Source organism: uncultured Catenibacterium sp. (genome assembly GCF_900540665.1).
GTDB lineage: Bacteria > Bacillota_I > Bacilli_A > Erysipelotrichales > Coprobacillaceae > Catenibacterium.
The window spans coordinates 26,651-40,037 of sequence record NZ_UQGV01000008.1 but is presented as its reverse complement, the minus strand read 5'-3'; the positions used below and the strand labels follow the sequence as shown (position 1 = coordinate 40,037).

Below are 13,387 nucleotides of genomic sequence, written 5' to 3'. Positions count from 1 at the left end.
TATTATATGGTACTGATGAATCACCAATGGATACTATGGCTGAATACTTACAGGGTTCATTCACTAAGTTAAAAGGCTTAAAGGTTAACATGGTAGCTACTGTTAAGAAAGACAGAATCTATAACAGAGAAGCAAATGGTAACTTCCAGGTTGTATGTACTCGTTGGGGACCAGACTACGCAGATCCAACTACTTACTTAAACTTAGCTTTAACAGGTAACCAGAACAACTATGGTAAATATACTAATGCGAAGTATGATGCATTAATGGAACAGATCCAGACTGAATCAGACTTAACTAAGCGTTGGGATTTAATGGTACAGGCTGAAAAAGTCATGATGGATGATTTAGCTTATATCCCTGTATTCGAAAAAGGTTCTGCAGCATTAAAGGCTAAGAACGTAAAAGGATTAGTAGTGGTACCAGTAGGAACTCCATATACTTTCAAATATGTTAAACTAAAATAACCTCTACTTTGTGTCATAACAGAGTGGCTTGGGAGATGATAGAAATATCATCTCCTTTTTTATTCTGATTATACGTTTATAATATTTGTGATAATACTAAAATATACATATATTTTAATACTTTCACAAAGAAATTGTACAAAAATATTGACTATAGTTATCGTTGAGGGTAAACTACAAAACTGTTAACATTACAAATATATTTTTTTGGAGGGAAAAATTAATGAAAACAGGTAAAACAGTAAAAGTATTGCTTGCATTAACAACTGCTGCAGGTATGCTTGCTGGCTGTGGTTCTAAGACAGATACTGATACATTCAGATTTGCGAATGATACAGATATCGTTGGAATGGACAGCACAGTTGTAGATGATGCAATGTCTTTCAATGCAATCACTGCCATCACAGATGGTCTAACAACAGTTGATGTAAAGGGAAATACTATTCCAGGAATCGCTAAGAGCTGGGATGTAAGCAACAATGGATTAACTTATACTTTCCATTTAAGAGATGCTAAATGGGCAAACGGTGATGATGTCACTGCACAGGACTTCGTTTATTCATGGCACAGAATCATCAAGAATGCAGGTAACTATGCTTATATGTTAGGTAGTGAAGGTGCTTCAATTAAGAACGCTGATTCTTTAATTAATTTAGGTACTGCTGCAACTGATGAACAGTTAAACACACTTGGTATTAAAGCAACAGATAACAAGACTGTTGTCGTTGATCTTGAAAAGAATGTTCCATATTTTGTAGGTTTAATGTCATTCCCATGTTACTTCCCACAGAACCAGAAGTTCGTTGAAAAATGTGGTAAGAACTATGCAACTAAGCCTGAATATATTTTAGGTAATGGCGCTTATAAGATGACTAAGTGGATCAAGGGTAACAAGGCTACATTCACTAAGAATGATAAGTACTATGATGCAAAGTCTGTTAAGACTAAGAACTTAGAAATGTACTTAGTACAGGATCCTAAGACTGCTGCACAGAGCTTTGAGAATGGCAAAGTAGACTATGCAACAATCAATTCTACATTAGTAGATAAATATAAGGGTAAAGATACTTTCAAGACTATCAGAGAAGGATATCTTGCTTACTTAATCTGTAACTTCAAAGCAGATACAACTGCAAATAAAAACTTAAGATATGCATTATCTTATGCAATCAATAGAAAAGATTTATGTGATAATATCTTAAAAGATGGTTCACAGCCAGCTACTGGTTTTGTACCAGCTCAGTTATGTAAGAGTCCTTCAGGTAAGGATTTTCGTGAAGAATCTGGTAAATATGTAGACTATGATGCAAAGAAAGCACAGGAATACTTAGATGCTGCTAAGAAAGAATTAGGTACTGATTCAATCACAGTTGATTTATTATATGGTACTGATGAATCTCCAATGGATACTTTCGCAGAATACTTACAGGGTTCATTCACTAAGTTAAAGGGCTTAAAAGTTAACATGGTAGCTACTGTTAAGAAAGACAGAATCTACAACAGAGAAGCAAGTGGTAACTTCCAGATTGCCTGCACTCGTTGGGCTCCAGACTATGCTGATCCAACAACTTTCTTAAACATTCTTGCAAGCAGTAACTCAAACAACTATGGTAAATGGCAAAATGCGCAGTACAACTCATTATTAAAACAGGCTCAGACTGAAACTGACGTAAATAAACGTTGGAATGAATTGCTTGAAGCTGAAAAAGTAATGATGGACGATATGCCAAATATCCCAGTTGTTCAAACTGGTACAGCTGCATTACAGGCTAAGAATGTTAAGGGATTAGTTCATAATACAGTAAGTACTCCATACGTATTCAAATATGTAACACTTAAATAACACACAATAGAGGCAGGCGACTGCCTCTTTTAAATTATTATGATTGATAATTAATGCAATACACTTTACTATTAATAATAAGGAAGTGATAGTATGAGAAACAAGAATATCTTCACAATACCTAATATATTATCTATGTTTAGATTATTACTATTACCGGTGATTGTGTATATGTATATAAACCAAAAGGATTATGTCTTAACAGGAATATTATTAGTTCTATCAGGTGTGACTGATCTATTAGATGGATATATAGCTCGAACATTTAATATGATGAGTGATTTAGGTAAAATACTTGATCCTGTAGCGGATAAAGCCACACAAGCAGTGGTACTATTATGCCTCATTACACGCTTTAGATGGCTTGTTATTCCTTTTATATGTATCCTTATTAAGGAACTGTTTATGGCTTGTATTGGCATGATTGTTATTAAGAAAACAGGGGAAGTACATGGGGCTTTGTGGCATGGTAAAGCCGCTACATTCATGTTAGATTTCATGATTATTGTGCATATTGTTTTCTACAATATTTCCTATACTCTTTCTGTTATTCTTACAATTATCTCTACATTTCTTATTCTTCTATCATTTTATCTATATGCAAAAGAGAATATCAATATACTAAAAAAAGTGGGTTAAATCCCACTTTTTAGCTTCTTACCTTGAAATATGTGACTGGAGTATCCTTTAAAGCATCTTCTAAATCTTTAAGTTCTACTTTATCAGTAATATAAATATGATCTTCTCCAAATGAATAGTATTCATCATAATTTAAATCAAGTGGTTGTTCACTTCTTACATAATACTTAGAAGATGTAATAGGATATACGTCTTCAGTATAATCATAATCATGTGTCCATACATCCTTCTTAGCTGTCTTAATAATATCAGCCACTACAGCACTTGCAGTGACATAACGTCCTGCACCCTTACCATAGAATAATACGTTTTCTAGATAATCACATGTAATTTCTACTACATTATAAGCATCCATGACATTACCTACAATCTCACTCATTGGAACGAGAGTAGGAGATACATCAATACCTAAACCATTTTCTAACTTCTTACTCATCGCAATTAACTTGATTCTATAACCAAGCTTCTTTGCATAATCCATATCTTTCTTAGTCACATTACGGATACCAGTACATTTGATCTTATCAAAATCAAAGAATGTACCAAAAGCATTCATAGTAAGAATATAGATTTTATGTGCTGCATCATAACCATCTAAATCTAGTGCAGCATTGGCTTCTACATAACCAAGATTCTGAGCAATCTTTAATGCTTCCTCAAAATCAAGATTATCTCTTTCCATTAAAGTAAGAATGAAGTTAGTTGTACCATTTAAGATGCCTTCAATCTTATTGATGTTGTTTGCGACTAGATCTTCCTTAGCAGGCACAACAACTGGAATACCTCCACCTACACTTGCTTCATAATAGAGGTTGACACCATTTTCTCTTGCAACAGTAAAGAGTTCTTTCGCATCATGGGCAATAAGAGCTTTATTTGCAGTTACTACATGTTTCTTCTTATTTAATGCGTCTAAGATGATTTTCTTTGCGATAGTAGTACCACCAATAAGTTCTACTACAACATCCACATCTTCATCATTGATGACTTCATGATAATCCTGTGTATAAATAATACCATCAGGAAGGTTTACATCCTCAAGTGCACAACCGTACTTAACGACTACTTCTTCCCCAATTGTTTTTTCTAGTCTTTCTTTTTCTTTTGTAAGAATATCAACAGTTCCGAAACCAACAGTTCCTAGACCAATAACACCAATAATCATTTAAAATTCCTCCCCGATAGTATTAGAATTGTATCAAATTTACCATATTCATATAATACTGTCAATTATCTATAAACTAAAATTTGTATAATATGCGATAAATATTGGATTATTTAGAAATTAAACAAAAAAAGAGGAATTAATCCTCTTTTAAAATATCCTGGATGGCTTCACTTAAACTTCCTACAACCTTTTCAGCTTTGTTTTTTACTTCACTAGGGGCATAAGTAAATGTATAACCGTGTTTAACACTATCTAATAAAGGAAGATCATTCCATGAATCTCCTATACCATATACATCACTTTTATTAATATTAAAATAATCTACAACGTGATTAATTCCTGTTCCCTTAGAACATCCTACACCACATACATCTACATGATTCTTGTTCTGGAATGCTGCACATGTATCACTATAATGAGCATTAACATAATCCATGGCGTTTTTCGCATCCTCTAGATCCCCTTCAGGAAAATGGAATGAGAATGCATCTACATCTTTAAATGTGAGTTCATCTAAAGAATCAACAGTAGTTCCCCATGTCTCACCTTCTGGACGATACATATAAATCTCATCCTTATATACAATAGACATATGAACAGGAACTGCTTCTGAGATTTCTCTTACTATATTCATAGGAATATCTTTCTCAAAAATGACTTCACAATTCTTATTAAAGATCACACCACCACTTAAAGTGATATAGAAATCAAAGTCTATATCAGTTAATGGATAATCTCTATTTCCTCCAAAAGGATATTTAATTCCTTCCAACTGTCTTCCTGTACATAATCCAAATAGATTTCCCTGTTTTTGGAATGTACGAATCGCTTCTACATCCTGCTTATGTACACCATCACTAAAAAATAACGTATTATCAAAATCACTTGCTAAAATTTTCATCTTTCTCTCTCCTATATATATAAGAATAAGAAAAATAGACGAAAAAAGCCATACCAAAATGAAGTGAAACGCTTACATTAAACAAAGAAGGTTATTTGTTTATTGTTGCATTTATATGATAGGTGTATAAATAATGCAGAAAATAGATTAAAATAAATGACTTACGGTCATATTGCCTATTTCCTAAAAATAAGATTCATTATGTTAGTTATTTCACAAAATTTATGTATACGCTTCATATAAATTAAGAGTATAATGAATCTAGCAACCAATATACATATATAAATGATATGTCTGAATATGTCGGTTTGATATAGATGAGGCTTTTTTATCATCATGAATTGATTTTGGTTGAATTTTAAAATCATTAGGAGTATTATCCTATAGAATCAAAAAGAAGGAGGTATGTGGATTGGATAAAATGATTCTTGATATCATAGCTGTAGACCACAGATGTGCTCAGGCTGTAAAAGATGCCAAAAAGAAGAGACAGGATACATCTGCAGATATGAACAGTAAGAAGAAGGAAATCTACGATTCTTTCGTTAAAGAGTATCAGGTGACACTTGATGCGAAGAAGAAAGAGTTACAGGAAAGAATTGACGCAACAAAGAAGAAGAATGAAGAGGATTATAATTCTTCTGTTGAGAAGATCACCAGCCTTTATGAAGCCCACAAGGAGGAGTGGGTTGCATCTATCGTAGACAGATGTAAAGAAGTATAGAGGTGAGATTATGAGTTTTTCATCTAATGCAGTTCTTGCGAAGGCAAGATCTATGTATGGTAAACATCTCACTCCTGAAAGCTATGATGAACTTCTAAAGAAAAGAACTGTCAATGATGTTGTCAGCTACTTAAAGAGTGAAACAGCGTATGGTCCTATTCTTGATGGCTTAAAAGAAACAAGCATTCATAGAGGACAGCTTGAATCACTTCTTGATGAAGAGGAGTTCTTACGTGCTATAAGATTGATTCATTATGCACCTAAGAGTGATCAGAAGTTTTATCAGCTAGGTATTATTAGACGTGAAATTGCTGTTCTATTGAGTAAAGTTCGTTTATTCAATAGTGATGAAACATTGAATTCTGAATTAGATATACCTTCATACCTACCTCGTTATTCAACGTTTGATCTTTATGGCTTATTAAGTATTGAGGATTACCCATCATTATTAAGATATATGGAGAAAACACGTTACTACCATATATTACAGAAATATATGCCTGTAGATGATGAGAAGATCGATACAAACATGATGGAACTTGATTTCAAACGTGCTTACTATAAGTTATTCGTTGAAACAGTGAAATCTACTTTTAAAGGTAAAAAACAGAAGGATCTACTTACTATGATCTATACTCAGATTGAGTTAGAGAATATTACGAAGATCTATAGATTTAAACGATTCTTTAATTCTAAGCCTGAACAAATCAAGAAACAGCTGATTCTGGATTACACACGTATTCCACAATCAGTAATGAATGAATTGATTGAAACAAAAGATGCAGAGGAGTTCTTAAAGAAGCTTGCTTCATCACCTTACAAGTTATATGTGGATGATCAGGAATTCGTTTATATTGAATACTACACAGATAAAATCAAATATAATCTTGCGAAAAGATATATGCGATTTACAACAGATGCAGCCATGGTTTATATGACTTATCTGATTGTATTCGAAAACGAAGTTGAAAATCTAAAGCATATCATTGAAGGTTTAAGATATGGTGAAGAGGCTGAAAAAATAGCCCAGCTGCTTATCTACTAGGGGGAATAACATGGCAATAGAAGAAATGGAATTGCTGGACATGACCTTTGATAAGAAATACTTAAAAGAGGTTTTATGTCAGTTAAGAAAAACAAAGTATTTTTATCCTCAGCCAGCAACAAAAGTTGTAAATAATGTGAAAGATGTATTTACAATGACACCGGATGAGGATTACAAGAACATGCTTGATGAATTAACACAGCTTGCTGAAAATGTTAAGCTTAATACTTCAAGTGTGAAAGAAGGATCCATCCATTTTTCAAAGGAAGATTATCGTAAGGCATTAGATACAATCCAGAAGGAAGTAAAGAACTATCTTGATATTAAGAATGAGTTTGTTACGGAACGTGGACAGAATCAGGATGCTTATGAAATCCTAGAAGGTCTTTCTAATACAGAATTAAATATGGATGAGGTTAAAGAATGCGAATATATGGAAGCAAGATTTGGCCGTATTCCTAGAAGAAACAGAGATAAACTGGATTACTATAAAGGACAGTCAATTATGTTCCTTGAACTTGGTGAAGATGCAAAGAATGTATATTGTCTTTATATGACAACCAAGGCAGCTATCTTAAAGGTAGATAACATTTTCCAGTCTGTTGGTTTTGAAGAAATTGAAGTTCCTGATTTCGTTCATGGTAGAATGGAAGATGCAAAGAAGGAACTATTAGCAGAAATTGAAACAATGAATGCTTCTATTCGTAAAGCAGACAGTCGTTTAGAGGGTATTAGAGATGCACATAAAGAAGAACTATTAAAGATGTTTGCGGATCTTACTCTTGCTGTTAGAATTGAAGAATTCAAAGTATTTGTTGTTGATTATCAGTCAAAATATGCGATCTATGGTTTCGTGCCAGTAAGAGTGGCAAAGGAAATCAAGAATACTTTTGCAAGATATAATGTAGAATATCAGGATCTACCTGCATATATTTATGATGATCAGCAGATTATTGCACCAACACTTACTAACAACTATCCATGGGCTAAGCCATTTGAAGTGATCTCTAAAGTAAAACAGAGTGATCATGTGGATACAACTTTAGCAACTGCAGTACTATTTATTCTAGTATTTGCACTTATGCTTGGTGATATTGGTTTAGGTGTTGTGCTTGTGTTACTTGGATTACTTATGAGAAAGAAAGAATCAGGCAAGATGTTATCAATTCTTGGTATTGCTTCTTTGGTTGGTGGTTTAATTTATGGTGATGCTTTCTACAGCATTCATCTTTATCCATCAGTAATCCCTGTTGCAGATGCATTTAGTTATCAGCGCTTCATTAATGCAATTCTCTTACTTATTGTAGGTCAGTTCTGCATTGGTAAAGTAAAGGCTATCTATAACGAACAATCAATGATTAATAAGGTATTCTCTATTGAGGGTGTCGTTGGCATCGTCATGGGACTTGCAGTAGCTGCTTATGTTGCAATTGCTGTAGATACAACTTGGCATGTCTCTTATTTACCATTAGTTGTTGTACTTGTATTAGGCATTGTATTGAACTTCATTAAGAAAGCGCTCGATAAGAAACAATAGAAGGGAGGATACTATGGCTATCTCAAAATTGCAGCTCGTAGAGATAGAATTTCCTGAAAGAATGAGTGATGAAGTCTTATCAAAAATCATCGATTCAGAAGAATTCCATCCAGAGCCAGCATCTAAGTTTGTGGATTCAGTCAGAGGTCTTAAAGTTATGAATAAGGATAATCCTTATGCAGACTTATTAGGACGTATGGACGAAGCTGCTGAAAAATATGGCATTAAAATTAATCCATCAGCAGAACCTCAGATCATTAATATTGTTGAAGCAGATGATTACTTCTGCGCATGTCTCGATGAAGCAAACAAGATTTCACGTGTTAAAAATGAATTACAGGTTATGATTGATGAAAACAATCAGGCCAAGAAGTACTTGAAATATATGAAGGATCTCGATATGGACTTCGATGATCTCTTCGCAAGTGAATATATCCAGGTAAGATTTGGTAAATTACCTACAATTAATCTCGATAAACTTGCCTATTATGATTCACAGAACTTCTTATTTAAATCAATCTATCAGGATGCAAGAACATGTTATTGTTTCTATATAACATCTCCTTCTAATGCACCTGAAATAGATAACATATTCTCTTCATTATTCTTTGAACGTATTCATATTCCAGAATTTATCCATGGAACACCTCATGAATCATTAGAAGTAATTGAAGAAGAGAATACTACTGCTGAAGCATCTATCAAGAAATGTGATTGTAAATTAAGAGATTTATTCAGTAAAAAAGAAAAAGAGTTATCAATCATTTATGCTTCATGTCAGGAACTTAATAAGACAAGTGAAGCACAGAGATATGTCGTAGTATTTGGAAACAATGCAGCGATCTATGGTTTCTGTGATAAACATTATGCACGCTCTTTAAAAGAAGAACTTGAACAGATGGACAAGGTGCATGTTGAAATCAAACCAGCAATGGGAGATTCAAGACTTTATCCACCTACAAGACTCAAGAACAACTGGTTCTCAAAACCATTCAAGATGTTCGTTGAGATGTACGGTGTTCCATCTTATACAGACTTTGACCCAACAAACTTTGTTGCGGTAACATATACATTCTTATTTGGTATGATGTTTGCCGATGTAGGTCAAGGTATCCTGCTTTCAATTATTGGTTTCCTTGCTTATAAATTAAAAGGCATGAAGCTTGGTGAAGTAGGTATGCGTATTGGTATTTCATCTGCAATATTTGGTGTAATCTTTGGCTCTGTATTTGGATCAGAAGAGATTCTTGTTCCATTCTTTGCACCAATGGCTTCTGAAAATACTATGACGCTATTAGGTGTTGCAATTGGTGTAGGTGTATGTTTAATCATCATCTCAATCCTATTCAATATCTATTTGAACATGAAGAAGAAACATTGGGGAGAATTATTATTCTCACAAAATGGTGTCGCTGGTTTAGTATTCTATGTTGCAGTTTTAGTACTTGCAATGAATATGTTATTAAACCTTGGCTTAAATATCCCTATGGGTATTTATGTCGCAATTCTTATCATTGCCCCACTTGTAATGATCTTCTTAAAAGAACCTTTAACATATAAACTTGAAGGTAAGAAGATGTTCCCACATGGATTTGGTAACTTCTTTACTGAATCATTCTTCGAAATGATCGAAGTATTGTTGACATTTGTTGCCAATACTATGTCATTCCTACGTGTCGGCGGTTTCGTCTTATCACACGCTGGTATGATGCTAGTTGTTTACACATTAGCTGAAATGGTTGGTGGATTCGGTTATATTATCGTTCTTATTATCGGTAACGCATTTGTAATGTGTCTAGAAGGATTAATTGTCGGTATCCAGGTATTAAGACTTGAATTCTATGAATTATTCAGTCGTTACTATGAAGGCAATGGTAAACCATTTGTATCTATTAAAGAAAGTTTAGAATAACGGAGGAAGAAAAAATGACTACTATCTTAACATTCATTATCCCTGCATTAATTGTTGTATTATTATCTTTACCACTAGTAAATGTATTCAAAGGTAAAGTTTCAGCTAAGAGCGCTAAAATGCGTCTTGGTACTCATATTTGTGGTTTCTTTGGTGCTGTAGCACTTGTATTATTCCTTACATATGCAAATAGCCCAGTATTAGCTGCTGGTGCTGACAAGATGACTGGTTCAATCGCTCAGGGTCTTGGTTTCATCGGTGCTGCTCTTGCAACTGGTTTATCTGCTCTTGGTGCTGGTATTGCCGTAGCTGCTGCTGCACCTGCTGCTATTGGTGCATTCTCTGAAAATGCTGAAAACTTTGGTAAATCATTAATCTTCGTTGCCTTAGGTGAAGGTGTTGCCATCTATGGTCTATTAATCTCAATCTTAATCATCAACACACTATAGGAGATTACTATGAAGTTCTTTCTGATCAGTGATAATATCGATACCCTCACTGGTCTAAGACTTGTGGGTATTGAAGGCAAAGTTGTTCATACCCGTCATGATTTCTTAAGCTTACTTGAAAGTAAGATGAGAGATCCAGAAATCGCAATTATCTTAGTTACTACTAAGTTAATTGAACTTTGTCCTGATATTATCTCAGAAATTAAATTAAAACAGCCAAAGCCTCTTATTACAGAGATTCCAGACCGTCATGGTCATTCTAAGATTGGTGAAGCCATCGATGGTTATGTCTCTGAAGCGATAGGCGTTAAGTTATAGGAGAGTATACAATGGAAGAAAATCAAGAAGTATTTCTCTCAATGAAGAATGAGATTGAAAAACAGTCTCAAAGAGAAGTCGATGCCATCATGGCCGAAGTAAAGAAGATGGAAGAAGAAGCTTATTCTTCTATGCGTGCTGAAGCTAAGAAAGATGCAGATTTAAGACTTAAACAGGAATTAGATGAAATGCAGTCAGAATCAGCTGCAGAAATTTCTGAATCCCATGTTGAGAGACAGAAAAAACTTATTAATAAACGTGATGAGTATGTGACTGCAATCTTCACAAAAGCAAGAGAAGAACTAGTTGCATTTACAAAAACACCTGAATACAAGGAATTCATGGTCAACAAGGCTAAGAAGCTTGCAGGTGATTATATGCCTCATTCAGTTATTTATGTAAAAGAAGAAGACTTAGGTCTTGCTGATGATTTAAAAGCTGCTTATGGTGATGCTGAAGTGAAAGCTGGAGATATTACTATTGGTGGTTTAATTGTTGAAAACACAGAAAGCTCTATTGTTCATAACGAAACATTAGAATTCGCATTAAAGAATCAGAAAGAATGGTTCAACCAGCATTCTGGTTTAATCATTACTAAATAAAAGAAGGGGGATAAACAAGTTGAAAGAAAATTTAATTTATTCAATCAACGGCCCGGTTGTTAAAGTAAAAGATACAGATGCCTTTTCAATGCTTGAAATGGTGTATGTAGGTAACAGTAAATTAATGGGTGAAGTTATCTCTATTACTAAAGAATTTACTACTATCCAGGTTTATGAAACAACTACAGGTCTTAAACCAGGTGAACCAGTATTCCCAACAGGTCAGCCTATTTCTGTAACACTTGGTCCTGGTATCTTAAGAAATATTTATGATGGTATTGAAAGGCCACTAGAAGAAATTGCTAAGGAAAGTGGTGCTTTCATTCCTACAGGTAGTGCTGTAGAACCACTAGATACAAAGAAGTTATGGGATGTCACTTTAACAGTTAAAGTGGGTGACCATGTTGAAGGTGGTACTGTTTATGCCAAGATTCCTGAAACAGACATGATCGAACATAGATGTATGGTTATGCCAGGAATGTCAGGTACAGTTACTGAAGTAAAAGAAAATGGTCAGTATACAATTAATGATGTTGTTATGGTCTTCACTGATGATGAAGGTGTAGCTCATGAATGTACATTAACTCAGAAATGGCCAATCAAGACACCTCGTCCAGTCAACAAGCGTTTACCTATCAGTATGCCACTTGTTACTGGTCAGCGTGTTATCGATACATTGTTCCCTATCGCAAAAGGTGGAACAGCCGCAATCCCAGGAGGATTCGGTACTGGTAAGACAATGACTCAGCATCAGCTTGCTAAATGGTGTGATGCCGATATTATCGTCTATGTAGGTTGTGGTGAACGTGGTAACGAAATGACTCAGGTTCTTGAAGAATTCCGTGAACTCGTTGACCCTAAGAGTGGTAAGCCATTAGTAGACAGAACTGTCCTCATTGCGAATACATCTAACATGCCAGTTGCTGCCCGTGAAGCATCTATTTATACAGGTGTAACACTTGCTGAATATTATCGTGATATGGGTTACCATGTTGCTATCATGGCTGACTCAACATCTCGTTGGGCTGAAGCCTTAAGAGAAATCTCTGGTCGTCTTGAAGAAATGCCAGCAGAAGAAGGTTTCCCAGCTTACTTACCTTCTAGATTATCTCAGTTCTACGAAAGAGCTGGTTATATGGAGAACTTAAATGACACAAATGGTTCAGTTACAATCATCGGTGCCGTATCTCCACAGGGTTCTGACTTCTCAGAACCAGTTACTCAGAATACAAAACGTTTCGTACGTACATTCTGGGCTCTTGATAAAGCGTTAGCTTATGCAAGACACTATTTCGCTATCAACTGGAACTTATCTTATTCAGAATATATTCCAGATCTTGAAAGATGGTATTCAAAGAATGTTGACCCTAAGTTCATGAGAGATAGACAGGAATTAGCTTCTATTCTTGCAGAAGAAACTAAATTAATGGAAATCGTACAGTTAATGGGTTCTGATGTCTTACCAGATGATCAGAAGCTCGTTATTGAAGTAGCCAGAGTTGTTCGTGTAGGTTACTTACAGCAGAACGCTTTCCACAAAGACGATACTTATGTACCACTTGAAAAACAGCTTAAGATGATGGAAGTAATCCTTTACTTAAATAACCGTTGTCAGCAGGTTGTTGCTCAGGGTAAACCTATTCGTACAATCATTGAAACAGGTATCTTCGATGAAGTTGTTAAGATGAAATATGATGTACCTAATAATGATTTAAGTAAATTTGATTACTATTATAAGAAGATTGATGCAATTTGTGCATCTATTGACTAAGGAGGGGTAAC

At 34.6% G+C, this 13,387-nt stretch carries 13 protein-coding genes; 11 read left to right on the top strand and 2 right to left on the bottom strand.

Features of this window, described 5'->3' with window-relative positions:
• The 3 genes from QZQ55_RS02255 to QZQ55_RS02245 form a co-directional block, all read left to right on the top strand.
• A partial coding sequence (locus tag QZQ55_RS02255; RefSeq protein ID WP_295089385.1) for an ABC transporter substrate-binding protein occupies positions 1-467 on the top strand: 467 nt, incomplete at its 5' end.
• Positions 468-690: 223 nt separating this feature from the next.
• Positions 691-2,310: a peptide ABC transporter substrate-binding protein gene (locus QZQ55_RS02250; RefSeq protein WP_295089382.1), complete on the top strand. Its 1,620-nt coding sequence runs from the start codon at positions 691-693 to the stop codon at positions 2,308-2,310.
• Between the two features lie 93 nt (positions 2,311-2,403).
• The gene (locus QZQ55_RS02245; RefSeq protein WP_295089379.1) at positions 2,404-2,949 is read left to right on the top strand and encodes a CDP-alcohol phosphatidyltransferase family protein; all 546 of its coding nucleotides are present in this window, start codon (positions 2,404-2,406) and stop codon (positions 2,947-2,949) included.
• Between the two features lie 10 nt (positions 2,950-2,959).
• Here QZQ55_RS02245 and QZQ55_RS02240 read toward each other — a convergent pair whose 3' ends face one another.
• The gene (locus tag QZQ55_RS02240) at positions 2,960-4,114 is read right to left on the bottom strand and encodes a homoserine dehydrogenase (RefSeq protein ID WP_295089377.1); all 1,155 of its coding nucleotides are present in this window, start codon (positions 4,112-4,114) and stop codon (positions 2,960-2,962) included.
• A gap of 139 nt (positions 4,115-4,253) precedes the next feature.
• A complete protein-coding gene (locus tag QZQ55_RS02235) occupies positions 4,254-5,018 on the bottom strand; it encodes an HAD-IIB family hydrolase (protein ID WP_295089376.1) in 765 nt (254 codons plus the stop codon).
• Between the two features lie 421 nt (positions 5,019-5,439).
• Here QZQ55_RS02235 and QZQ55_RS02230 point away from each other — a divergent pair, with 421 nt between their 5' ends.
• Genes QZQ55_RS02230 through QZQ55_RS02195 form a run of 8 tightly spaced genes read left to right on the top strand, consistent with a single transcriptional unit; the run spans position 5,440 to position 13,376 of the window.
• Positions 5,440-5,742, top strand: coding sequence for a hypothetical protein (locus QZQ55_RS02230; RefSeq protein WP_295089391.1), 303 nt, complete (start codon positions 5,440-5,442; stop codon positions 5,740-5,742).
• Between the two features lie 10 nt (positions 5,743-5,752).
• Positions 5,753-6,787, top strand: a complete 1,035-nt coding sequence (locus QZQ55_RS02225; RefSeq protein ID WP_295089373.1) for a V-type ATPase subunit — start codon at positions 5,753-5,755, stop codon at positions 6,785-6,787.
• Positions 6,788-6,797: 10 nt separating this feature from the next.
• Positions 6,798-8,324 carry a V-type ATPase 116kDa subunit family protein gene (locus QZQ55_RS02220; RefSeq protein WP_295089370.1) on the top strand — a complete coding sequence of 509 codons (1,527 nt, stop codon included), beginning with the start codon at positions 6,798-6,800 and terminating at the stop codon, positions 8,322-8,324.
• Positions 8,325-8,337: 13 nt separating this feature from the next.
• Positions 8,338-10,236 (top strand): V-type ATP synthase subunit I, encoded by a 1,899-nt coding sequence (locus QZQ55_RS02215; RefSeq protein WP_295089367.1) that lies wholly within the window; start codon positions 8,338-8,340, stop codon positions 10,234-10,236.
• A 14-nt stretch (positions 10,237-10,250) separates the two neighbouring features.
• On the top strand, positions 10,251-10,685 hold the full coding sequence (locus QZQ55_RS02210) for an ATP synthase subunit C (RefSeq protein WP_295089364.1): 435 nt from the start codon (positions 10,251-10,253) through the stop codon (positions 10,683-10,685).
• Positions 10,686-10,694: 9 nt separating this feature from the next.
• Positions 10,695-11,003, top strand: a complete 309-nt coding sequence (locus tag QZQ55_RS02205) for a V-type ATP synthase subunit F (RefSeq protein ID WP_187012220.1) — start codon at positions 10,695-10,697, stop codon at positions 11,001-11,003.
• 11 nt (positions 11,004-11,014) lie between these two features.
• Complete coding sequence (locus tag QZQ55_RS02200) at positions 11,015-11,605, top strand: V-type ATP synthase subunit E (RefSeq protein ID WP_295089361.1); 591 nt, start codon at positions 11,015-11,017, stop codon at positions 11,603-11,605.
• Between the two features lie 19 nt (positions 11,606-11,624).
• Positions 11,625-13,376: a V-type ATP synthase subunit A gene (locus QZQ55_RS02195; RefSeq protein WP_295089358.1), complete on the top strand. Its 1,752-nt coding sequence runs from the start codon at positions 11,625-11,627 to the stop codon at positions 13,374-13,376.
• Positions 13,377-13,387 lie beyond the last annotated feature (11 nt).